General features: G+C 56.5%; 18 protein-coding genes. 11 read left to right on the forward strand and 7 right to left on the reverse strand.

Annotated elements, in window-relative coordinates; genetic code table 11:
• Positions 1–31 precede the first annotated feature (31 nt).
• The 3 genes from AC22G1_RS03870 to AC22G1_RS03880 all read left to right on the forward strand — a co-directional run bounded on the left by AC22G1_RS03870 (position 32) and on the right by AC22G1_RS03880 (position 2,335).
• Positions 32–1,153, forward strand: a complete 1,122-nt coding sequence (locus AC22G1_RS03870; protein WP_487315594.1) for an RNA ligase RtcB family protein — start codon at positions 32–34, stop codon at positions 1,151–1,153.
• Positions 1,153–1,767 (forward strand): peptide chain release factor H, encoded by a 615-nt coding sequence (prfH, locus tag AC22G1_RS03875; RefSeq protein WP_487315595.1) that lies wholly within the window; start codon positions 1,153–1,155, stop codon positions 1,765–1,767. Before AC22G1_RS03870 ends, prfH begins: the two co-directional genes overlap by 1 nt.
• 145 nt (positions 1,768–1,912) lie before the next feature.
• Positions 1,913–2,335: a DUF2753 family protein gene (locus AC22G1_RS03880; protein WP_487315596.1), complete on the forward strand. Its 423-nt coding sequence runs from the start codon at positions 1,913–1,915 to the stop codon at positions 2,333–2,335.
• 3 nt (positions 2,336–2,338) lie between these two features.
• On the opposite strand, the gene AC22G1_RS03885 is transcribed toward AC22G1_RS03880, so the two are convergent.
• Positions 2,339–3,700: an MFS transporter gene (locus AC22G1_RS03885; protein ID WP_487315597.1), complete on the reverse strand. Its 1,362-nt coding sequence runs from the start codon at positions 3,698–3,700 to the stop codon at positions 2,339–2,341.
• 196 nt (positions 3,701–3,896) lie between these two features.
• On the opposite strand from AC22G1_RS03885, the gene AC22G1_RS03890 reads away from it, so the two are divergent.
• The 4 genes from AC22G1_RS03890 (at position 3,897) to AC22G1_RS03905 (ending at position 7,789) form a co-directional block, all read left to right on the forward strand.
• A complete protein-coding gene (locus tag AC22G1_RS03890) occupies positions 3,897–4,931 on the forward strand; it encodes a hypothetical protein (RefSeq protein WP_487315598.1) in 1,035 nt (344 codons plus the stop codon).
• Between the two features lie 77 nt (positions 4,932–5,008).
• On the forward strand, positions 5,009–5,695 hold the full coding sequence (locus AC22G1_RS03895; protein WP_487315599.1) for a hypothetical protein: 687 nt from the start codon (positions 5,009–5,011) through the stop codon (positions 5,693–5,695).
• 315 nt (positions 5,696–6,010) lie between these two features.
• Entirely contained in the window at positions 6,011–6,628 is a 618-nt protein-coding gene (locus AC22G1_RS03900; protein ID WP_123421206.1) for a YitT family protein, read from the forward strand.
• Between the two features lie 90 nt (positions 6,629–6,718).
• Positions 6,719–7,789, forward strand: a complete 1,071-nt coding sequence (locus AC22G1_RS03905) for a GGDEF domain-containing protein (protein ID WP_487315600.1) — start codon at positions 6,719–6,721, stop codon at positions 7,787–7,789.
• Positions 7,790–7,791: 2 nt separating this feature from the next.
• On the opposite strand, the gene AC22G1_RS03910 is transcribed toward AC22G1_RS03905, so the two are convergent.
• The 5 genes from AC22G1_RS03910 to AC22G1_RS03930 all read right to left on the reverse strand — a co-directional run bounded on the left by AC22G1_RS03910 (position 7,792) and on the right by AC22G1_RS03930 (position 14,110).
• Positions 7,792–8,373 carry a pentapeptide repeat-containing protein gene (locus AC22G1_RS03910; protein WP_487315601.1) on the reverse strand — a complete coding sequence of 194 codons (582 nt, stop codon included), beginning with the start codon at positions 8,371–8,373 and terminating at the stop codon, positions 7,792–7,794.
• A gap of 8 nt (positions 8,374–8,381) precedes the next feature.
• Positions 8,382–9,257, reverse strand: coding sequence for a hypothetical protein (locus AC22G1_RS03915; RefSeq protein WP_487315602.1), 876 nt, complete (start codon positions 9,255–9,257; stop codon positions 8,382–8,384).
• 148 nt (positions 9,258–9,405) lie between these two features.
• Entirely contained in the window at positions 9,406–11,748 is a 2,343-nt protein-coding gene (locus AC22G1_RS03920) for a beta-L-arabinofuranosidase domain-containing protein (protein WP_487315603.1), read from the reverse strand.
• Positions 11,749–11,804: 56 nt separating this feature from the next.
• Positions 11,805–12,752, reverse strand: a complete 948-nt coding sequence (locus AC22G1_RS03925) for a glycoside hydrolase family 43 protein (RefSeq protein ID WP_487315604.1) — start codon at positions 12,750–12,752, stop codon at positions 11,805–11,807.
• A gap of 14 nt (positions 12,753–12,766) precedes the next feature.
• On the reverse strand, positions 12,767–14,110 hold the full coding sequence (locus AC22G1_RS03930) for an MFS transporter (RefSeq protein WP_487316685.1): 1,344 nt from the start codon (positions 14,108–14,110) through the stop codon (positions 12,767–12,769).
• A 408-nt stretch (positions 14,111–14,518) separates the two neighbouring features.
• On the opposite strand from AC22G1_RS03930, the gene AC22G1_RS03935 reads away from it, so the two are divergent.
• The 4 genes from AC22G1_RS03935 (at position 14,519) to AC22G1_RS03950 (ending at position 21,652) form a co-directional block, all read left to right on the forward strand.
• Entirely contained in the window at positions 14,519–15,541 is a 1,023-nt protein-coding gene (locus tag AC22G1_RS03935) for an arabinan endo-1,5-alpha-L-arabinosidase (RefSeq protein ID WP_487315605.1), read from the forward strand.
• A 265-nt stretch (positions 15,542–15,806) separates the two neighbouring features.
• Positions 15,807–17,522, forward strand: coding sequence for a family 43 glycosylhydrolase (locus tag AC22G1_RS03940; RefSeq protein WP_487315606.1), 1,716 nt, complete (start codon positions 15,807–15,809; stop codon positions 17,520–17,522).
• A gap of 252 nt (positions 17,523–17,774) precedes the next feature.
• Entirely contained in the window at positions 17,775–20,639 is a 2,865-nt protein-coding gene (locus AC22G1_RS03945; protein WP_487315607.1) for a TonB-dependent receptor, read from the forward strand.
• A 116-nt stretch (positions 20,640–20,755) separates the two neighbouring features.
• Positions 20,756–21,652, forward strand: a complete 897-nt coding sequence (locus AC22G1_RS03950) for a LysR family transcriptional regulator (protein WP_487315608.1) — start codon at positions 20,756–20,758, stop codon at positions 21,650–21,652.
• Here the strand turns inward: AC22G1_RS03950 and AC22G1_RS03955 are convergent.
• Positions 21,649–22,527 (reverse strand): energy transducer TonB, encoded by an 879-nt coding sequence (locus AC22G1_RS03955; protein ID WP_487315609.1) that lies wholly within the window; start codon positions 22,525–22,527, stop codon positions 21,649–21,651. The genes AC22G1_RS03950 and AC22G1_RS03955 overlap by 4 nt on opposite strands.
• Positions 22,528–22,579 lie beyond the last annotated feature (52 nt).

Genomic DNA, 22,579 nt, shown 5'->3' on the forward strand with positions numbered 1-22,579 from the left:
TCTGAATGTAATTAACAGATGGAATTGGTATATGGGCAATTCAGTCCAGACACTGTCTGACAAGGTTTCGCTGATCGCCTCACCCCGTACCTGGGTGGAAGGATTGGCTATCGAACAGTTACAAAAAACCGCAGAACTGCCCGGCATGGTGCGGGTGGTAGGCATGCCTGATCTGCACCCGGGCCGGGGTTACCCTGTGGGCGCCGCCTTTTTAAGCATCGAGCGCTTTTACCCGGCGCTGGTGGGCAACGACATCGGCTGCGGCATGGCGCTGTGGCAATGCGATGTGCCCCTTGCCAAGGCCAAGCCCGACAAACTGGCCAGGCGCCTTGACGCCGTTGAAGGACCGCTGGATGAAAGCTGGCACAGCCTGGTGGCCGAGCGCAAAGCGGCCCTGGGAGTGAGCGAGCACGGATACGACGGCGCCCTTGGCACCATTGGTGGCGGCAATCACTTTGCCGAGTTCCAGGCGGTGGAGCGCCTCTATCAAAAAGACCTGCTGGACCCAAAGCAGCTGTTGCTGTTGGTGCACTCGGGTTCTCGGGGCCTTGGCCAGGCGGTATTGCAGCAGCATCTGGCGGCCTTTGGCCACCAGGGCCTCATTGCAAACACCGAGGAGGCTGAGCTGTACCTTGCTCGCCACAATCAGGCGCTGCGCTGGGCCGAGCTTAACCGGGAGTTGATTGCCCGGCGTTTTATGGACGCCATCGGCAGCAGCGGGCATTGCCTGTTGGATGTAAATCACAACCTGGTCAGCGAGACCGGCGAGGGGTGGCTGCACCGCAAAGGCGCCACCCCAAGCACCCAGGGGCTGGTGGTTATCCCTGGCTCCAGAGGCGACCACAGCTATCTGGTGCGCCCCGCCCAAAGCGAACTTGGGCTCTCCTCCCTGGCCCATGGCGCCGGGCGAAAATGGCAGCGGGGCGATTGCAAAAGCCGGCTTAGCCACAAGTATCGGCGCGAAGATCTGCTGCGCACCGCCTTTGGCAGCCAGGTGATTTGCAATGACAAAACCCTGCTGTTTGACGAAGCGCCCCAGGCCTACAAGCCTTGCCATACGGTGATTGAGGCCTTGCTCGATGCCGGGCTGGTGGAGCTGGTGGCAAGGCTCAAGCCGGTGCTGACCTTCAAAACGCAAGGGGAGTGCTGCTGATGCATCTATTGCAACTTTCCGCAGGCCAGGGCCCTGACGAATGCGCCCGCGCCGTATGGCTGGCGGCCAGGCGCCTTGAGGCAGAAGCGAGTGAGCGTGGCTTGACGCTGGCGGCGCTGGAATCGGTGCCCGGTAATGTGCCGCAGAGCCTGAAATCATTGCTGCTGGCAGTGCAGGGGGAAGGCGCCCAAGCCTTTTGTGAAACGTGGCAAGGGCCGATGTTGTGGCATTGCGAAAGCGGGCTTCGCCCCGGCCATAGGCGTAAAAACTGGTACTTCTCGGGGCAGCTTTTTGTGGCGCAAGAGGCGGTGTTTGACGATGCCATTACATTCAAGGCCACCAAGGCGGGTGGCCCTGGCGGCCAGCATGTCAATAAAACCGAGTCGGCTATCCAGGCCACCCATCGCCAAAGCGGCATCAGTGTCTGGGTAGCCAGTGAACGCAGCCAGCATGCCAATAAGCGGCTGGCCCGGGCGCTTATCGCCCATAAGCTGGCGGCCTTGGCGGCGGCCCAGCAAAGCGCCGAGGAGCAGGCTCGCTGGCAGCAGCACCAAGCCCTTGAGCGCGGCAACCCCAGGCGCCGCTTTTATGGCCCCGACTTTGTGGCCCGTTAAAAAGCCCGGCAGATGCCGGGCTTTTTATGTCTGCCCGCCAGAGCCGGCAGGCAAGCTTAACGACTAGCGCATTTTTATTTAATGATAATTGTTCTCACTTCATTGTTGCTGCTATAACAGCAACAACAGCGAAGGGGGAACTGTGATGGATGAATGGAAAGTAGCGATTTGCGCGGCCAACCATGCCTTTAGCCAGGGCGAATGGGGCCTTGCCGAGCACCGTTACCTTGATGCCTGCCACTGCGTGCAGGCGCGGCTTGCCGCCAATGACAGCCAAGCCGAAGAGGTGATTGCGGCGCTGGTGGTGAGCTTTGCCAATCTGGCGGAGCTGTATTTCCAGCAAGGGCGAATGGAAAGCGGCCTTGGCCGCTACCTCGAATTAAAAGCCCAGCTCGATAGCTGCCGCCACCACCACCGCCAGTGCAACCGCACCCAGATGATGCTCAACTGCGCCGAGCGCCAGATGGGCACGCAGCTACTCCATGCCCTTAAAACCCAAGGTGTGGCGCCTACCACCAGCCAGCAACTGTTGCACACGGTGCTGGCTGGTAACGAGGTGGCCCACTAACGGCTATTGCACCCGAGGTTGAGTGAGGCGCAAGGCGCTCACCAAGGCCGCCACGGCGGCAAAAAGTGCGGCGCCAATCAAGGCGGCATGGGTGCCGTTGCCGCCAAAGAGGTTAAACAGCAAGGCCACCATGGCCGCTCCCGAGGTTTGGCCAATTAATCTTGCCGTACTTAACATGCCGCTGGCGCCGCCGCTTCTATGCCGTGGCGCCGAGCTCAAAATGGTGTGGTTATTGGGCGATTGAAAGAGTCCAAAACCGGCGCCGCACACCAACATGCGCAGCACTATCTCAAGGTGCGAAGGGGCTGCTGGCAACAGCGCCAGCAGCAACAAGCCAAGGGCAAAGACGCCTAAGCCAATGGCCCCCAACATACCGCCATGAAAGCGCTCTACCAGCCGCCCGGCAATAGGCGCCATCACCATGGTGGCCAAAGGCCATGGGGTCATCAACAGGCCCGTTTCTATCTCGCTCAGGCCCAAGGTCTTTTGGAAATAAAAGGGAATGGACACCATGGCCAGCATCTGCGCCCAAAACGAGCAGATAGAGGTGCAGATAGACAGCGAAAAGATAGGAATGCGCAGCAAATCTACCGGCAGCAGCGGGTAAGCCTGGTGCAGCTGGCGGCGCACGAAAAAGTGCCCGGCCACCAGGGTGGCGGCAAGCTCCAGCGCGGTCAGCCAAAGCGGCTGGCCCTGGGCAAAGCCGCTAAAGGCGGCAAAGAACAGGCCAAAGGTCAGGGCATTTAACAGGGCGCTGGCTTTATCGAAGCGCTGCTCTTTGGCGCCATCGTTGTGGGGCAAAAACCGAAAACCCATCACCAAGGCGGCAAGGCCGATGGGCAGGTTAACGGCAAAGAGCCAGGGCCAGTTGGCCACCGATAAGATCCCGGCCGCCACCGTTGGCCCGGCGGCGGTAGACACCGCCACCACCAGAGTGTTGATGCCGATGCCTCGGCCCAGCATCCGTTTGGGGTAGATAAGCCTAAGCAGCGCGCCGTTAACGCTCATCAGCGCGGCCCCCCCCAGGCCTTGCAGCACCCGGGCACCGGTCAGGGTGGCCAGGGAGTCGCTCAAGGCGCAAAGGCCGGAAGTCAGCGAAAAAAGGCCAAGGCCGATAAGGTAAACCTTGCGGTAACTCCATAGATCCCCAAGGGAGGAGAGCGACAGCAAGGTCATGGTGATGGTGAGCTGGTAGGCGTTAACCACCCAGATGGAGTTGGCCGGGCTGGTGCCGAGATCGTCGGCGATGGTGGGCAGGGCAACGTTGGCAATCATGCCGTCCAGCACTGCCATGGTTATCCCTAAGGCTATCGCAAGAATGGCGCCAAGGCGCCTTGGCATGGGGAGGCCGTCGGTACTGCTCATCTGGGCTCCAGAGGAGGCTGCCGGCAAGAGTGTGATGGCGGCCTCGCAAAAATGTTCAATGTTCTAAAGGCCTTAGCCTACCTCGGATCTCGGCCATTGGAGAGCCAGGATCTGTGACTTTTTTCATTTTGGGCTGAGCAAAGGTTGTTGCTGGTGTAATAATCTGGTTAACGATAATGATATTACCGGGCTTGCTATGCTGGCTGTTAACTCCCCAGCTTGTCGATTTTCAGGCGTATCCTGCGCCTTATTCTTACTGGTACTGGCCACCAGCCAGGTGGTGTGGGCGGACGAAGAAGATATAAGTGAAGACCGCCAAAGCACCGACCTGCCAGGCTGGGCAGTAGAGCGTATCGACCCGGTTTACAACATGGTCTCAGGCTGGGTAAACAGCACCTCCCGCAATATCGACGGCTTCTTTGGTACCGATGAATCCCTGAAGGTAGAAAACCACTCCTACCTGCGTATCAGCCAGGAATTTTTGCTGCGCCAGCACCGCTCCAATGACACTGACACCGGCATTCGTTACCGGTTGCAACTGCCCACCACTCAGGAGCGGCTCAAGCTCATCGTTGAAAGTGACCCGGAAGAAACCCTCGGCACCTTGCAACAACAAGCCGCCCGTGACACCCGCACCGGCCGTTTTGACGGTGGCCAGGGCGCCGTTATCGGCCTTGAAAAACAGCAGGGTGAAGACAAAACCGTGGCCTGGGACAACAGCCTCTCCGGCGGCGTGAAACTGCGCCTGCCCCCCGACCCTTACGTGCGTTTTACCAGTGAACGCCTTTGGCAGTTGGGCCAATCCCCCTGGACCTTGGAGTTTGACGGGCGGTTGTCGTGGTTTAACAGCGACGGCTTTTCGGCACGGGGCTTGGTGGATATTGGCCGCCACCTCGATGACCGCCATTACCTGCGCTTTGTCAGCCAGGTGCAGTGGCAGGAAGATTACGACCACCTGGAGTTCTACCAGCGCGCCGAATACAACCGCATCATCAACCGCCGCAGCGCCATTCGCTACTCGGCGGTGGTGGTGGGGGAGGGCGCCAGCGACCCGCGCATCAACGACTACTTCCTCGAAACCCTCTACCGGCGCAACATCCACAAGGGCTTTATCTTTGTGGACGTGGCACCGTCACTGCATTTTCCACGCGAAGTGGGGTTTGACCCCAGCTGGGAGGTGAACCTGCGCCTTGAGGTGTTCTTCCGCGGCGACATAATCCTCAAGCACTGAACTTTGACGGACTGTTGGCGTTGCAATGGCGACTCATTTTCGAGAAATTGGGGCCTGGATACCCGTTGGAGTCGTTAATGAAGAGCTTGTTTTTTGGCGCCTTGGTCGCCGTTGTGGCCCTGGTTGCCCTGTTTTTCCACAGCCATTTCTCTGAGCGCAGCGACCTCGACCAGCCGCTATTAACCGACAATACCGCCCTGCAAGGCCCAGAAGATACCTGGCATGGCCGCACCGACGACCGTAAAGCCCGGCCCCTGGACGACATTCGTAACCAGCAACCGGCTAAATCCACCCCGGCGCCCAGTGCTGAACAAGACGACACCCAGGGCCAGGCCGAACTGCCGCAGCTCGACAAGCTGGTCAGTCAGGATGACGAAGGCGATATGGTGTTTGATGCCGCCCCCCTTAAAAACATGCCCCTTAACGAGCTGCAAAACGCCGTGGCCACCCTGACTTTTGCACAAACCACCGAAGCGGCTCGCAGCAACGAGGCGCTACTGAACTCCCTGCTGGCCAGCAATACCACCGAGCAGGGGATCTTCACCGACAACATCGGTTGCTCAGACAAAGTGTGTGGACTGGTGCTCTCCGGCGATAGCCGCGATACCGTCAGCAAGGCGCTGGACGGCATCGCAAGTTCTGAAAAGCTGCAAAAAACCGTAAAAGGCGGCCTTAAAACCGTGGTTCAGCACGATGACCGCTTCTTCGGTATTCTGCTGGGAGTGGAAGTAAGCGACCCGGACACCGAAGTAAAAATCAAATAACCCAAAGGCTCGGGGCCGATTTTGCCCCGGGCCGCCCTCCTGGCCCTTCAATGTAAACACGTCTTTACGGCTAAATAGGCCTGTTTTACGCCCCACTGTTGCCAGCACTCTGCCTGCTGAATCAATTTTTTATTTCTATTCAAGCATTTGATTGCTTTACGTTCGCGTAAATCATTGTTTTCGTATGGGGAAGTGTGCAAAAGCCCTGACAGTTTTAAATGAATAACCATGCAAATAAATTAAATGCACAACCCTTCAAGGGGGCGGCGGCTCTCGGCTATGGTCAAGGGCATCGTCCACCTTTGAGCCGCGCAGATGACCGCCATTACCAAAGCCCCGGCCTCCAGCCACTCTGTTATTGAAGATGCCACGGCGCTGCTGACCGCCTCCTGCTTTGTGGCGTTTGGGGTTTTTATGCTGCGTGATTGCGGCCTTATTACCGGCGGCACCGCCGGCCTTGCCTTGCTGCTCACGCATTTTTCCCCTTTCAGCTTTGGCCAGCTGTTTATGGCGCTGAATCTGCCGTTCTTTTATCTTGCCTGGAAGAAAATGGGCCTGGCTTTTACCCTGCGCACCATCCTCTCCATCGTGGTGGTGTCGCTGCTGAGCGATAACCTGGGGCAGGTCATTCAGATTGGTTATGTGCATCCCTTTTTTGCAGGCTTGGTGGGCGGCCTGATGATGGGGGTGGGGCTGCTTATCTTCTTTCGCCATAAGGCGAGCCTGGGCGGCTTTAATATCTTTGCGCTCTATCTGCAGGAGCGCTTTAACATTCGCGCCGGTAAAGTGCAGATGGCGCTGGATTGCACCATCGTTGTCGCCTCGTTCTTTACGCTCAGCCCCTGGTTGCTGTTGTGCTCCGTGGTGGGGGCCATTGCCCTTAACTTCATCCTTGCCACCAACCACAAAGCCGGGCGTTACAACGCGTCTTGATGGCGCTTTATGCGCCTATGCGTTGTTCAAAACAGAAGTGCTTGTTATTGTCCTTAAGCTTTCGGTAAAGCTCAAAGGCAGGGCGCCGGCGTGTCAGAACCATTCAACCTCACTCCTAGTTCGCTTGATAAGCGCCAGACCTTTGGGCAGTGGTACCAAGAGGCCAAGCTGCCGCAGATCCGCTATATCGCCTTTATCACCGCCGCGCTCTACCTCATATACGCCGCCTTGGAATACAGCCTGCATTTAGGCGCACAAAGGCTGTGGTTTCATGGCTTGCTGGTGCCCCTGGCATTGGTGCTGATTGGTACTTTTAGCTTTTTCCCGCCTATGCATGGTGCGATGCGGGTGCTGCTGATGTTGGCGCCGGTGGTGGCGGTACTCGGTAACCTCTATTTCAACCTGGGCACCCCCTCTTTTGCCTATTTTGCCCCCGAGCTGTACCTCAATATCGTGTGGAGCTTTGCCATTTCCGGCCTAACCTTAAGCTACGCCGCTGTTGCCGCCACCAGTGCCGTGTTGGTGACCCTGCTGGCGGGGGTATTAAAAGGCGTGGGTGGGCCCTTTATCGGCCTGCATCTTTTGTGGATGCTCTCGGCTTATCTGTTTGGCTTGGTAACGGCATTGGTGCTGGAGTGGGCGTACCGCTGCCTTTATCGCCAGCAATGCGCTTTGTTGCACTCGGCCAGCACTGACGATCTCACCGGGCTTTGGAACCGCGAAAAAATGGCCGGCCTTTTCGAGCTGGAGAAGCAAAAGGGGCAGGCCCAGGCACAGCCGCTGGCGGTTATCATGCTGGATATCGACTTTTTTAAAACCGTTAACGACACCTTCGGCCACAGTGTCGGCGACAAGGTGCTGGGCAGTTTTGCCACACTGTTGCGCCGCCATGTACGCCAGCAAGACCACGTTGGCCGCCACGGCGGCGAAGAATTCTTTATCCTGCTCCCCGAAACCGACGCAGCCCAAGCCAGCGCCGTGGCCCAGGATCTTCGCCAGCGTATCAACCAGTTTCATTTTGAAGAGGTGGGCAACAAAACCGCCAGTTTCGGTGTCACCCAGTACCAAAGCGGCGAGTCGCTGTCGCAACTGCTAACCCGCGCCGACCGCGCCCTCTACCAAGCCAAAGCCAAAGGGCGCAATTGTATTGAGGTGATGTAACACTAGACGGTTGTGCCGGGGATCTTTGTAATAAGTTCTTTCATCTGGCTGAGCGTCAATTTATTTTTTTGTGCTAGCCTTTTGGCGTTGCCAATTACTGCGCTGCATTCCGCACCAGTATAAATTTTTAGCGTAGAGCCTAAACGTGCTGGCCAATCATTTTCTTTTACAAAAGAAATTGCTTCAGGTGATGGGGTAATAGCAAAAAACGGCCAACCCGGCAGTTTAATCTTTTGCATGTCACAATTAATGAATCTTACCCCGTCAAGCTCAGCGTTTGAAAAGTCACATTCGCTAATTGATGAACGCTCTGGTGAATCCCAATCTCCAAAATCACAACCAGAAAAAACGCCTGAAAATTTTGTGTTTTGAAAATGCGCCCCTTCAAAATGAAAGTTTACCAAAGGAACAATTTGCTCAAAGTAACTGTTGGTTATTGTTACACCGATCAGTACTAAACTTTCAGAATCAGAGTGATTCTTTATGTGGCATTTGTCTATAAAAAGCTCAGGGCCCAAAACGTTATGATCTTCATCGTTAATTATGATGTCTTTGGATGAAATTGACTGGTTTTGTATTTTCATGGCTCATCTCAAAACGTTATCATTCGAAAAAGCTCATCTGACATTCGCTTGGCGTGCAAGTCAATGTTCGAGCTAGTACCGGACAGAATATCATATTTTATACCGGTATTCATATCCGTTACATCTACTCCACGCTTACTCCATTTCAAGTTCATCTGCATCGATTCAGTGGCTTTTTTTACCTGATTCTCGACCCACCGCCCTTTAGCCTGCTTCTCTAACAGGTTGGCTCTCCAATACTCTTTTTCTTCGATAGCTTCTTGAATGGCTTCTTGCTCGTTGATTGATAAATTTTTATTTCTATTCCATTTTTTTGCTGCTTCGGTTGTCAATTCTTGAAGACGGTCTCCGACGTCATCACTCTGAGGTAAATCATCAATTGATTTATCTTCTGGAAGGTGCCAATGCCGACCGTCAGCTTTGATTTGTTGATTTCCCGCACGATGTTTTTTTAGCTTTTTAACGACCCTATCTTCCTCTGGGTCGTCAGCACGCTTACGTTTTTTAGATGGGGCAGTTGTTTGTACTCTAGGGTTTTCAGTGCCAGCTGTCATCTGACTATTAGTGCTGGCTTCTGAGCTACCCACTTGAGAGTTTGCCGCAGCATCCAATTCACTGCTTTGCAAAAAGACGAGGGTGTCGCCGTTATGTATCGAATCTTTGAACTGCTCAAAGGCTTGGTCGTCGTTGCCGGGGGTGATATTGCCGGAGCTGTACTGACGCCAATGCTCGGCCATGCGCCCTTTGTCCTGGGGCGTGACCTTGTTAAGAAAACTGTGGTCTTTGACCGAGTTGATGGGGTCTAAGATCTCGGGACTGTTTCGGTCGGTAAGCTCGTACGCTTCCCCCGAAACCGTGCTGACGGTGATATTTCCTCGTGGCATCCCTGGCTGTCCTCTCAATCCTTGAGGTAAGGGCTTATGGTAGCTGGCGTGGTGGCGCTCTATAAAAGGGCTTTTTAATTTAAGGTGTTACTGTTACGCCAAGTGCTTGGGTAGTGAAGAAAAAGGCGCCATATGGCGCCTTTTTCGGTTATTGGCTCAGTAGCCGGATACCGTAAAGGCCGCCGGCAATGGAGCCGGGGGCGGCTTCAAAGCGCAGGCGCAGGTGCGCTTGCTGCTGTGCCCAGTCCGGCAGGGCAAAATCGGTTGTAAAAAAGCCGGGGCCATGGCTGCCATCAAGGCTGATGTCGGCAAGGGGCTTGCCGTCCAGCAGCACCTTGAACTGGCGGTTGGCGTCCAGGCCAAAGAAGGTCAGGCGCAAGGTCTTGGCTTGGTGCTCGGGGTTATTGAGGCGGTAGCTGAACCAGCCAGTGGCGTCGCGCCAGTGCCGCTCCATATTGACTCCGGCGCGGCTGCCTTCCCCTTTAAAGTAATGGTCGGCTTCCGGTTGCTGCTCGCCGGGGGCGATGGCATCGACGGTGATTTTGGCCAGCGCTTCCTTGGCCGCTTCCTTGGCTTTTTGTTTGGCCTTGATATCGGCAAAGCCCGCCGGGGTGCTGTAGGGCCAATAGACGATATAGCGCGAGTCGTGGATGCGAAAGAAAGGCTCCAAGGTCTCGGGGCCGTCTTTTTTCGGGTAAATAAGGTCTTGGGTGGTGAAGGCCAATTTACCCGGCACCTTCTTGAAGTGGCCTAACAAGTCGGTGCTGGGGGCGACAAACATCGGCGCTTCTTCCAGGGGGAATTTCTGGCCGTCGGCGATGTGGCCCATGCGCGAGTCGTCGGCAAAGATACGGCGCTGTTCGGTGGGATAAGGGTTGACCTTGGCGGCCAGCACGATGGGCCCGTAAAGCACCGAGTAGTAGTTGGATTTGTCCGGCAGCTGCTCCAGCTTAAGGTGCATCGGCAGCACCAGCTGGATGCTGTCACCCTTTTTAAAGGGGCCTTTTAGGGTGAGGTAGGAGCCAGGCTCGGCAGCCACGGTTTGCACTTTACCGTTGACGGTTAGCCGCAGCGCGCCGGCTTTGACCCAGGCGGGGTAACGGAGCTTGAGCGCCTTGGTGGTGTCGGCCTCAATGCGGATGTCCACTTTGTCGTCGTCAGGGAAGTGGGTGTTAAGGCTCAATTGCACGCCGCCCTCGCGCCAGTTGAGCTTGGAGGGAATAAAGAGGTTTACGTACAGACTGTCGGCGTCGCCGGCGTAGATCATGGCGCCGTATTTACTCTGGGTTTCGATGCCGGAGCCAACACAGCACCACATGGCTTCGTCCACCTTGGAATACACCCGGTAATGCTCGGGGCGCATGGGGGTGAAGTACACCAGGCCGCCGTCGTGGGGGTGCTGGGTGGAGAGCATCTGGTTGTAGATGGCCCGCTCGTAGTAGCGCACGTACTCGGTGCTGCCTTTGCGCTGATACAAAAATCTGGCGAGTTTCAGCATGTTATAGGTGTTGCAGCTCTCGGGGCCTTCCACATCCTCAATCATGCTGGAAAAGTCGTCTTTGGGATTGAAGTGCTCGCGCACGCTGTTGCCACCGATGGACACGCTGCGTTTGTCCACCACTTCATGCCAAAAGTAATCGGCCGCGTCGCTGTAGCGGTTATCTCCTGACACTTCACCTATTCGCTCATAACCAATCACTTTGGGGATCTGGGTGTTGGCGTGCAGGCCGTCGAGCTTATCTTGGCGGCGCTCCAAAGGCTCGAGAATGGTCTTTTGCGAGAAGCGGCGCGCTAAGGTCAGGTACTTTTCCTGGCCGGTAATGGCAAAAAGGTCGGCAAAAATCTCGTTCATGCCGCCGTGCTCGGTCACCAGCATCTGCTGGACTTGGGCGTCACTGAGGTTTTCGGTCAACCAGCCGGCCCAGTCGCTGAGCTTTATCAGCATCACCAGGGCGTCTTTATTGCCGGTGTATTGGTAAGCGTCGCGCAGCCCGGCAAAGAGCTTGTGCAGGTTATACCAGGGCACCCATTTGTCGTTGAGGGTAAAAAGGTCGGCGCGAATGTCGCCGCCATGAATTTGCTGCCACATGGCGATGCCGCCGGGCACGCCGCCCAGATAACCGCTGCCGATTTGCCCCTGGCATTTTTTCAGCTCAGCCACCATGTAGTTGAGGCGCTCAAGGATGGCCTTGTCACCGGTTGAGGCGTACATCAGCGACAGTGCACTGAGATAATGGCCGCCCATGTGGCCGCCCAGGCCTTCTGCCTCCCAGTTGCCGTAGCTGGGTTTGGACACCGGCAGGCCGGCTTCACGCCGGTAAGGCGCCAAGAGGCGGTCGGCATCCAGTTCCATCAGGTAATGGCGGTTGGTGTCTTCGGCGGTTTTAAAGGGGCTCGGCAATAGCCGCACATCTTGCAAGGGCAGGGTGGTGACGGGGGCGGCATTGGCAAAAACAGGTGCAAGGGCCAGCGCCAGTAGCAGTTTTCTCATGGCGTACCTCAGAAAAAAGCCCCGCCACAAGGGCGGGGAAATGAGTCGTGCTCGGGTCAGTCAGCGATGGCGGCGCTGCCGAAAACGGGCATGCCGTTTTCATCCCAGCGCAGCGGCTTGACGAAGGTGTGGCGGTTCGGGTCCCACAATGGGTCGCCTTCAATCTCGGTGTAGGTGCGGGCGTGGTAGACCAAGAGATCGGTCTGGCCATCTTCGCTGAGGGTAAAGCTGTTGTGGCCGGGGCCGAAGATCTTGTGCTCAATGGCGCTGCCCAGCACCGGGGTTTTGGATTTGGTCCAGCTTTTTGGGTCTAAAAGATCGCTGTTGTCATCGGCCCACAGCAGGCCCATGGCGTAGTTCTCGTCGGTGGCACTGGCCGAATAGGTAATGAAGAACTTGCCATTGCGGTGCAGCACCGCCGGCCCTTCGTTAACCATAAAGCCGCGGCATTCCCATTCGAACTCGGGCACCGTCAGCAGCACCGGCTCGCTGGCGATAGCCCAGGGTTTATCCATCTTGGCGATATAAAGGTTGGAGTTGCCGGGGATGTCGTTGGCCTTCTGGGCCCACAGGTAATAGAGCTGGCCCTGGTGGCTGAAGGTGGTGGCGTCCAGGCAGAAGGTGTCGATGCCGGTATCGATTTGGCCCAAAAATTCCCAGGTGCCGGTCAGCGGGTTGGCCTCTTCGCAGCGGATCACATACATGCGGTGCTGGAAGAGAGCGTCTTTGATTTCCCGGCTGGGCGCGGCGGCAAAATAGACGTACCAGGCGCCTTGGTTAAAGTGGATTTCCGGCGCCCAGACCAAATCCGAATAAGGGCCGGTGTCGGGCTTATGCCACACCATCACCGTTTCGGCGTCTTTGAGGCCGGCAATGGTCTTGGCCCGGCGCAGCTCGATGCCGTCGTACGCTGGCACCGAGGCGGTAAAGTAGTAGTAGCCGTCGCTGTGCTTGTAGATAAAAGGGTCGGCACGCTGCTCGATAAGGGGGGTCAGTAAGGTCACAAGGGCTCCGAAACTTACTTGGCGTTAATAAACTGGCGGTTCTCGACTGGGGCGGCCACCGCTTGTGGCTCGCTCTCTTCCAAAACGCCATTTTTGATTTCCTGGTAGAAGCTGTCCGTTATCTTGTAGCGGTACATCAGGGCGCCCATCAGGAAGTGGAAGAAGCCGGGGATAATGGAGAGCATCAGGGCGATACCGTTAAGGGTAAAGCCGCTTTGTACTTGGTCCGGCTGGTAGTTGAAGTAGGTCAAAAGTGAGCCCACCAAAAAGCCCGCCAGGCCCATGCCCGCCTTCTGGCAAAAACTGATACCGCCAAACGCCAGGCCCGACACCCGCTTGCCGGTTTTGGCCTGGCCGTAGTCCACCGCTTCGGCAATGGCCGACCAGAACACCGGGGCGTGCAGGTCTACGACCAAAGACAGCAAAAAGTAAATCACGAAGGCCAGCACCACGTCGTTTTGGCCCACCGCGAAGTACATCACGATGGAGATAACGGCTACTGCTATCTGGCTGATACGAAACAGTTTTACCTTGCAAAAGCGTTTGGTGATCCAGGTAGACACCACCATGGCGAGGATGGCGGCCACCACCCCGGTGGACAGGAACATCGACATCATTTTGGCGTCGCCGCCTAGGTAATACTTGGCGTAATAAGCCGCCACCGAGCCGCGCACCACATAACCGATGGTGCCCACCACGCACACCGCGCAGAGAATAAGCCACTGATCGTTCTTCACCAGCAGCCGCAGTTGCTGGCCGAATGGTTTGTGCTCGACCTTGTGCTCAACCCGTTCGGTGGTGGTGAAAAAGCAGAACAAAAACAGCAAGGTTGCCATCAGCGCCATGATGCCCATGGCGGCTTGGTAACCGGCGGCCACCTGGTCTTTACCGCCCCAGCTCTCGGCCAGAATGGGCACGATGATGGTCACCAAAAAGGCCGCTATCTTGGCAAAAAACAGCCGGTAGCCGTTGGCGGAGAGGCGCTCTTTGGGGTCGTCGGTCAGTACGCCGATGATGGAGATATAAGGAATGGTGACCGCGGTAAACATCAGGGTCACAAAAATATAGGTGGCGTAGGCCCACACCAGTTTGGCGTTGTAATCCCAGTCTGGGGTGGAGAAGGTTAAAAACACCGCGATGCCAAAAGGCACCGACACAAACAAGAAGTAGGGGCGGTAGCGGCCCCAGCGGGTGGTGTAGCGGTCGGTGATCATGCCCATCATCGGGTCGGTAAAGGCATCGACAAAACGCACCAACAGCAGCAGCAGGCCCACATCCGAGGCCTTCATGCCGAACACGTCGGTGTAAAAGTAGGTGATGATCAACATCATCGACGACATCACCACGTTCACGGCCATGTCACCGGCCCCGAAGCCGACCTTTTCCAGTACCGACAGTTTCTGGGTTTTCACACCGCTTCCCCCAAGTTGTTTTAACCATTCGATCCCTTGTATAAATGCTGCTTTACGGGGTCGTAATGGCGTAGGGTTGATTTTGTTAACGTCTACGTAAGGTCGTATCGTATTACTTAATGGTTTGGGGCGCAAGCCTGCCTGATTGTCCCACCTGGCGCCTTACTGTATACCTAGTTTTTTCCTTTTAAATCTGATGCTTGCTAGGTTTTTTATTGGCGCTTTCAGGGCGAGGGCGGCATTTTCAATCCCGAGAGTGGTTGACGCGCAGGGCAATGGGCGGCCTTGCCATTGCCGGTAACACAGGTAGACTCACTGTGATTAAAAAGTAATACAATATTAACAGGAGATGTTATGCAGCCCCGCCACCCCCTTATCCGCTCCCTGGTCGCTACCCTGCTGCTGGGCTTGGGTGCCAGCGCCTGTGCCCAGCAGGTGAGTATTCACGACCCGGCCATGGCCAAAGACGGCGACACCTATTACCTGTTCTCCACCGGCCCCGGCATCACGGTTTATGAATCCAAAGACAAGGAGCACTGGACCCTCGACGGCCCGGTATTCAAGCCAGAGCCCACTTGGGCTCGCACCGCCATTCCCAACTTTGCCGGCCACCTGTGGGCGCCCGATGTGGTGCACCATGACGGCAAGTTTTACCTTTACTACTCGGCGTCGGCCTTTGGTAAAAACACCTCTGCCATCGGTGTGACGGTAACCAAAACCCTGGATATGCATAGCCCAGACTACGGCTGGCAGGACCAAGGCATCGTGCTGCAATCGGTGCCGCACCGGGATCTGTGGAACGCCATCGACCCGCAAGTGGCCTTCGACGATAACGGCGCCGCCTGGATGAGCTTCGGCTCGTTCTGGGACGGCATCAAGCTGGTGAAACTGGATAAAAGCCTCACCAAAATCGCCGAGCCCCAGCAGTGGTATTCCCTGGCCCGGCAAGCGCGCCCCGCCTTTACCCCCGACAGCGAAGCCGGCCCCGGCGAGATTGAAGGGCCCTTTATCTTCAAGCATGGCGATTACTACTATCTCTTTGTTTCCTTTGGGCTTTGCTGCCGTGGTGTCAACAGTACCTATCACCTGGCGGTGGGCCGCGCCAAGGCCATTACCGGGCCTTATCTGGATAAAACCGGCAAAGACATGGCCATGGGCGGCGGCACCGTATTCCTCAAGGGCAACAAAGCCTGGCCGGGCCTTGGCCATAACAGCGCCTATCACTGGGATGGCAAGGATTATCTGGTGTTCCACGCCTATGAAGCGGCCGACAACGGCCTGCAAAAGCTAAAAATCGCCCCCATTACGTGGCAAGACGGCTGGCCGACCGTCGACCCCAAAGTGCTGGATAGCTTTAAAAGCCAACTGGAGCCCTGAGTACCTACGCCCCTTCGCCTGCACGGAGGGGCTTTTTTGGTCAGACCAGTCTTGCAGCCCGCTTTCCATCTCGCATTTTTTATCTTTACGTTCACGGCATTCCCAAAAGGTTAACTTTGGGGTTGAACCTGATAACAGTTCTTCTTACACTCCGGTCATATAGTAATACAAATGTGAATTTGGTTGCCGTGCCAGGCAACCTGGCCTGCCGGGCCTGAGGCGCAGCACCTCGCTCCGGTAGCGAAATGTGGGGAGTAAGAAAAGCATGTCAGCACCGAAGATAGCCATTTTGAGCCTGGCCATGGCGTTGGCCCTGGGAGGTTGCAGTGCCAGCCAGCAACCAGGGGCTGCGACCGTGGCCAAGGCCGATGGCAGCTTCACCAACCCCATCTTTCCCAACGGGGCCGATCCCTGGCTTGAGTACTTCGACGGCAACTACTACCTGACCACCACCACCTGGACCTCGCAGCTGGTGATGCGCAAATCCCCAACCCTGGCTGGCCTCAAAGATGCGCCGCCGGTTTATCTGTGGTCAGAAACCGACCCTAAAAGTTGCTGTAACTTCTGGGCTTTTGAGTTTCATCGCCTCAAGCGCCCCGAAGGCTACCGTTGGTTTTTGATGTTCACCTCCGGCACGCAGGAAAACTACGATGGCCAGCACCTGTCGGTACTGGAAAGCGCCGGTGACGACCCCATGGGCCCCTACAGCTACAAAGGCTCGCCCATGCCGGGTACCTGGAATATCGACGGCACCTACCTCGAACATGGCGGCAAGCTTTATCTGTTGTGGTCCGAATGGGTAGGAGACGAGCAGCGCAACTTCATCGCCGAGATGAAAAACCCCTGGACCATCACCGGCCCCAAAGTGGTGCTGACCCGGCCCACCCAGCCCTGGGCCCAGTCAGGCCGAAAGGTGAACGAGGGCCCGGAAGTGCTCAAGCACGATGGCCGCACCTTTGTGATTTACTCGGCGAGTTTTTGCGACACCCCCGATTACAAGCTGGCGCAAATTGAGCTGACCGGCGACAACCCGCTAGACCCTAAAGCCTGGACCCATGCCGCCAAACCGGTGTTTGAGCGGGGCAATGGTGTCTTTGGCCCAGGCCACAACGGCTTTTTCAAATCCCCGGATGGCAAAGAAAACTGGCTGGTCTACCACGGCAACAGCAAGGAAAGCCAAGGCTGCGGCCTGACCCGCTCCCTGCGTGCCCAGCCTTTTGGCTGGCATAAAGACGGCAGCCCCGATTTTGGCCAGCCGGCCTCCGAGCAAACCACGATTGCCGCCCCCAGTGGGGAAAACGGCCCGTTAACGGTGGTGCCGCAAGGCGCAACCTGGCAGTTCAGCCAAAACGGCAAACTCCTCGAAGGGCAAAAAGCCTGGGTGCTGGACCCAACGCTTGGCGGCCAGTATCGCCTGGCAGACAGCCAGGGCCGGTTTTTGACCGGCCACAGTTGCGGCGCGGCGCTGCAACCCTGGCAAAACCTGGCCTGCCAGCAATGGCAGCTTGGCGCCGGTAAAGACGGCCTGATTAGCCTGAGTCAGCAAGGCCAACCCCTTGGCCAGTGGCAAGCCCTGCCTCTGGGCGCGGTTGCCCTGGTGTCGGCCCAAAGCGGCAAGGTAATGAGCCTTGCCAAGGGGCAGCTGGTGCAGCGCGCTTATAACCAAGGCCAAGACCAACGCTGGCAAGTGAAAGCAACCGACAGCGGCTATGTGCAGCTTTCACCCGAAGGCAGCCAGCAGTGCCTGGCAGTAAAAGACAAATCCCTGGCGGCGGGGGCGGCTGTGGTCATGGCGGCCTGCTACGGGCCACAAAGCCAATGGTCGATGGATTTGAAAGGGGATGGCGCGGTGCAGTTTATCAACCGCCACAGCCAGCAGAGCCTGGATCTGGCCAGCTGCGCCCTGGCTGATGGCGCCGCCATTAACCAGGCGCCGGCAACCGACGGGCGCTGCCAGCACTTTTTTGTGCGCCGCCCCTGATGAGGAACAGCAAAATGCACTTTACGCCGCCTTAAGAGGGCTTTGGTAAAGGCTGTGTTTGTCAATGAAGAAGGCTTTACCCACTACATGGTGGGTAGTGCCTTTTTTTGTGATTTTTAATTCATAAATAATTGAAAATATTACAAATAAATGTTGAAAATTTAATCTTCATACAATACTTTTTATCATTAGCAGCAAACAAAAAGTGTGCAGGCAAAGACCTGCGGTTACAAAAACCTGTTGGGGGAACGAATGTTCAAGAAAAGCATGTTGAGCGCCTCAGTCGCGCTGGTGCTGTCGTCCATGGGTGCCATGGCCGCCACACCGGAGGACGACCAGGCTCTGGCCCGCAATGCCGCCGTTTCGGCTGATCAGCAACAGCCTGATGGCCCAGCCCAGAAAGCCAAGAAAAAAGAAGATGACGATACCGAGGTTATTGAAGTTACCGGTATTCGTGGCAGTTTGAACAAGTCCATGGCCATCAAGCAGCAAAGCGTGCAGGTGGTGGACTCCATCGTTGCCGAAGACATCGGCAAATTTCCGGATAACAACCTGGTAGAGGCCCTGCAACGGGTTACTGGCGTGCAGACCACCGACCGTGGGGGCGGTGAAGTCAGCACCGTAACCATCCGTGGCCTTACCGACGTGACCACCACCGTCAATGGCCGCCAGATCTTTACCGCCGCTGGCCGCCAGGTGGCGGTGGCAGACATTCCCGCCGCCCTTTTGAAAAGTGTGGATGTCTACAAGACCCGTGGCGCCCACCAACTCTCCAGTGGTATTGCCGGGCAAATCGACATCCACACCCAGCGCCCCTTTGACTTTGACGGCAGCAAATTCGTGCTGGCCGCCCGTGGCGTTTATGCCGACCAACCGGACAAAACCGACCCTGTAGTCAGCGCCCTGGCCAGTAATCGCTGGGACACCAACATTGGTGAAGTAGGCGCCCTGGTGAACGTTTCTTACGCCCGCACCCATTATCGCGACCAGAACGTGACCCCCGGCGCCGTGGTGCCGTTTCGGGCCGATGATCTGGTGCGTATCTTTGAAGGCTGGCCTCAAGGCCTGGATAACGGCCTGCCCAATGCGCCGGGTTCCACCTTCGATCTGGTAGACAGCGAAGGCAACGTTACCGAAGCCGACGTGCCTTATGTGCTCTCACGCGATGCCATCTTTGAGAACGATCTCAACGGCAAGCGCGAACGCCCGGCGTTTAATATCTCGCTGCAATGGGCACCCAACGACAAATCCCAATACCTGTTCGAGACCTTCTACAACGGTTTTCGCAACGAAAGCTTCAACTCCATGTTGTTCAGCTATGTAGATTGGTGGGGCGACTTGGCCAATACCCCGGCGCCCACCTACTACGACGGCACCAATGTGGTGAAATCCCGTATCGTTGGTAGCCCGGCGGTGTGGAGCAGTGGCGACTACACCAAGAGCAAAACCGACAGCTATGTCTATGCCTTGGGTGGTAAGTGGGATATCAGCTCCGATTTTCAGCTCAAATCCGAAGTGGTCTACCAAACCAGTAAGTACAAGACCGATTTTGTAGCGCTTAGGGCCAATGCCATCGGCATTCCCAACGTCGCGGTAGACTTTAATGCCGACAACGGCCTGCCTGCCTGGGCCTTTGTGCAAGACGACTATCAAACCCGGGTAAACCTGCAAGATGTGCAGTGGAACCTGGCGCAGATGTACGACAACGGCGGCAAGGACGAGGGCGATTCCATCGCCTGGACCATGGACGGCGACTACCTGCTCGATGCCGGTATCTTCAACCGTCTTAAGGCCGGGGTGCGTTATGAGCGCCGAGGCGCCGAGAGCTATGCCCGAGGTGTGGATAGCGATTTGTCTGCCAGCAATACCGCCCTTGCCGACGACATGACCTACATCAACCCCAGCTTCTTTGACGGCGAAGCCGATGTACCCAGCGGCTGGGTAGTGGCCAATGGCTACAACCTGTATGACCAGCGTGATGCTTACCGCAGCCTGTATGGCTTTAGCCCTTACGATTTGGTGCTGCAAAAGACCTTTGATATCACAGAGAAAAGCTACGCTGCCTATCTGGAAACCGACTTTGACACTGACCTGTTCGGGCACCGGGTCGATGGTGAAATGGGGGTGCGTTACGTCAAGTCGGATACCGACATGACCTTCAACACCTACACCAAGCAGCAGGATGAAGACGGCAATCGCCTGCCCACCACCATGGAGTCGAAGGACGGTAAAACCAGCAACGACAAATTGCTGCCCAGCTTTATCGGCCGCTTCTACATCACTGACGACCTGATGGCGCGTTTTGCCTACACCGAAACCCTGCGTCGCCCCGAGTTTGGCCAGCTTAACCCGCACGTGACTTACACCAAGGACCTGACCGGCAACAAACGCGGCCAGGCGGCGGCAGGTAACCCTAGCCTCAAACCGGTGAAGTCTAAAAACTACGATTTGTCGCTGGAATGGTACTTCGGTGAAGGTAACGCCCTTTACGGTACTTACTTCAAACGCAAAATCGATGGCCTGGTGTATGACTCGCTGCGCTTGGTAACCCACCAAGACCCAACCGACGCCGAGCCTTACGAGTACATCCTCAGCCAGCCCGACAACACCTCCAATGGTGAGCTGGAAGGGGTGGAGATCGGTGGAGTCTACTTCCCGGATGGCCTGCCGTCCTGGCTTGACGGTATTGGCATCCAGGCCAGCGCCACCTTCCTCGATTCCAGCCAGGATGTGCCGCAGTACAACACCGAAACCGGCGAGAAAACCGGCACCATCAGCCGCGATATGTTTGGGGTGTCCAAGAAGTCCTACAGCACAGTGCTGATTTACGAGCACGGTCCTTTTGATGCTCGCCTCTCTTATGTGTGGCGTGACCGTTGGCTCAACAACTACGAGGCTGCGCTGTTCGCCAACCCGCGTGGTGTGTATCGCCGCCCCGAGCAGAGCCTGGACTTCCAGCTCAGTTACAACGTCTCCGACAACCTGATGGTGACCCTGGACGCCACCAATCTCACCAAAGAGATTTACAAGTCCTACTATCAGAACGAAGACATCTACAACTTCGGCAACTCGCTCTACAGCCGCACCTTTGCCCTGGGGATCCGTTACTCCCTGTAAGGCCAGCACCAATAAAAAGCCCCGCAATTGCGGGGCTTTTTTGTTGCCAGAGCAGATGGCTTGCCAGGAACCGGTGGCAGGGTATGCTGGGGCTTGGGCTGATTTGGTGTAACGGTATGACCTTAAAGCAGTTAAAGGCGTTTTTGGCGGTGGCGCAAACCCTTAACTTTGCTGCTGCCAGCGAGTTGGTGTTTCTTTCTCGCCCGGCCTTGAGCCTGGCCATCAAAGAGCTGGAAGCCAGCCTTGGAGGCGCCCTTTTTACTCGCAGCACCCGCAAGGTGGCCCTTACCCCTGAGGGCAAACTCTTTTTGCCCATGGCCCGGCGCATCGTGGTGGACATGGAAAACGCCGAAGACACCATGCGCCACTACTTCACCCTTAAAAGCGGCAAGGTGGGCATTGCCGCCATGCCCTCGGTGTCGGCCACCTTGCTGCCGGGAATGCTGGTGGCTTTTCAGCGCCGCTACCCCGATGTGCATGTGGCCGTGCATGACGTAATCAACGAACAGGTGCTGGACAGGGTGCGCAGCCACGAGGTGGAAGTGGGGCTGTGCTTTGCACCAGAGTTTTTGGGCGAGCTGGCGTTTACTCCGCTTTACCAAGACCGCTTTGTGGCTGTGGTGCCGGGCCAGAGCGAGCTGGCCGGTGCCAGTTCCTTAACCTGGGCGCAGCTGCGCCACTACCCCTTTGTTGCCTTGCAGCGCCCCTCTGTGGTGCGAAGCCTTATCGAGCAGCAACTGGCCCTGACTCACCAGCGGCTGGAGGTGGCCTTTGAAAGCCACCAGCTGGGCACCTTGGGCAAAATGGTGGCGAGCGGTTTGGGGGTGAGCATAGTGCCAAGCATTTGTATTGATGACATGCAGGCGCTGGGGTGCCGCTGCCTCGCCCTTGATGAGCCGCAAATTGCCCGCGGCATCGGCATTGTCACCCTGGCCGACACCAGTTTGTCGGCTGCTGCTACGGCTCTTGTTGAAACCATCCGCCAGTTTGATATCACCCAAACCGAGGGTTAGCTGTGGGCGTGAGCCTCGCCTTTTAACCTGAAGCGAAATTTTAGGTGCTGCGCGGGCAGGGTAGCGTGATAGCCGTTGATGATCAGCGGCTGGTAGCGCCATTGCTTGAGCGCCTCGGCTGCGGCGCTGTCGAAAACGCCCCGGGGTTTAGCATCGGCTATATGAATGTTCACCGGCACTCCACTCGGGTCTATGTCAAAAGCCATTTCTACATAGCCTTCAATACCTTTCGCTGCCGCTGCTGGCGGGTAGTGCGGCTCGATACGGTGCAGCGCTTTGGGATAAAACAGCTGGTAGTCGGTGATGTCAAACCCCAAAGCATTGCGATAGCCCTTGAGGCTTAGCACCGCGTCTTTTGGCTTAGCCAATACAAATTCTTTATTGCTGCAAAGAAAGCTTGGGAAAGCATTGAATAGAAAATCGCTGTTTAAGCGGTAATCACACATATAACGGTCATGCTGGTGTTGTTTTTCAAAGCGGGCGGCCTCTTGGTAAGGGCTGCCTGTAAAGCGGGTAATAAGCGCCGGCAGACCTTGAGCCAATGCTAACCAGATTAGAAACCACATCACCGGTGGCACCATCAGCATGGCCAAGAACTTCATAACATCGGGAGTGCCTGCTTTCACCTTGGCGCGCCCGGAAATAAAGGCCCACCAAACCCAGAACGTCAGCACCACCGACAACAGCAGCGTTAACCGAACACTGTAAAAAGCTAGCCTGTCTGATGGGACAAAATCAGCGTAAATGCCCCAAATGCCCAGTGCGACAACCGGATACCACAGAGCTTTTACCCACAGGGCGACAGGGGGGCGTTTGTCGGGAGTAGTGACAGAATCCATGCTGATACCTCTTCCTTCGTCAGCAGTAATTTCCATGTCTACTGTATTTGTTGGCCGGTTTAAAGGCTGGATAGTAGTTTTATAACAA

The sequence above is a fragment of the Gallaecimonas zhanjiangensis genome, from assembly GCF_057624825.1.

Excerpts from the sequence above, each read along its gene's own strand:
- AC22G1_RS03870 (WP_487315594.1), top strand. The coding sequence starts at position 32 with ATGGGCAATTCAGTCCAGACACTGTCTGACAAGGTTTCGCTGATCGCC.
- prfH (WP_487315595.1), top strand. The coding sequence starts at position 1,153 with ATGCATCTATTGCAACTTTCCGCAGGCCAGGGCCCTGACGAATGCGCC.
- AC22G1_RS03880 (WP_487315596.1), top strand. The coding sequence starts at position 1,913 with ATGGATGAATGGAAAGTAGCGATTTGCGCGGCCAACCATGCCTTTAGC.
- AC22G1_RS03885 (WP_487315597.1), bottom strand. The coding sequence starts at position 3,700 with ATGAGCAGTACCGACGGCCTCCCCATGCCAAGGCGCCTTGGCGCCATT.
- AC22G1_RS03890 (WP_487315598.1), top strand. The coding sequence starts at position 3,897 with ATGCTGGCTGTTAACTCCCCAGCTTGTCGATTTTCAGGCGTATCCTGC.
- AC22G1_RS03895 (WP_487315599.1), top strand. The coding sequence starts at position 5,009 with ATGAAGAGCTTGTTTTTTGGCGCCTTGGTCGCCGTTGTGGCCCTGGTT.
- AC22G1_RS03900 (WP_123421206.1), top strand. The coding sequence starts at position 6,011 with ATGACCGCCATTACCAAAGCCCCGGCCTCCAGCCACTCTGTTATTGAA.
- AC22G1_RS03910 (WP_487315601.1), bottom strand. The coding sequence starts at position 8,373 with ATGAAAATACAAAACCAGTCAATTTCATCCAAAGACATCATAATTAAC.
- AC22G1_RS03915 (WP_487315602.1), bottom strand. The coding sequence starts at position 9,257 with ATGCCACGAGGAAATATCACCGTCAGCACGGTTTCGGGGGAAGCGTAC.
- AC22G1_RS03920 (WP_487315603.1), bottom strand. The coding sequence starts at position 11,748 with ATGAGAAAACTGCTACTGGCGCTGGCCCTTGCACCTGTTTTTGCCAAT.
- AC22G1_RS03930 (WP_487316685.1), bottom strand. The coding sequence starts at position 14,110 with ATGGCCGTGAACGTGGTGATGTCGTCGATGATGTTGATCATCACCTAC.
- AC22G1_RS03935 (WP_487315605.1), top strand. The coding sequence starts at position 14,519 with ATGCAGCCCCGCCACCCCCTTATCCGCTCCCTGGTCGCTACCCTGCTG.
- AC22G1_RS03940 (WP_487315606.1), top strand. The coding sequence starts at position 15,807 with ATGTCAGCACCGAAGATAGCCATTTTGAGCCTGGCCATGGCGTTGGCC.
- AC22G1_RS03945 (WP_487315607.1), top strand. The coding sequence starts at position 17,775 with ATGTTCAAGAAAAGCATGTTGAGCGCCTCAGTCGCGCTGGTGCTGTCG.
- AC22G1_RS03950 (WP_487315608.1), top strand. The coding sequence starts at position 20,756 with ATGACCTTAAAGCAGTTAAAGGCGTTTTTGGCGGTGGCGCAAACCCTT.
- AC22G1_RS03955 (WP_487315609.1), bottom strand. The coding sequence starts at position 22,527 with ATGGAAATTACTGCTGACGAAGGAAGAGGTATCAGCATGGATTCTGTC.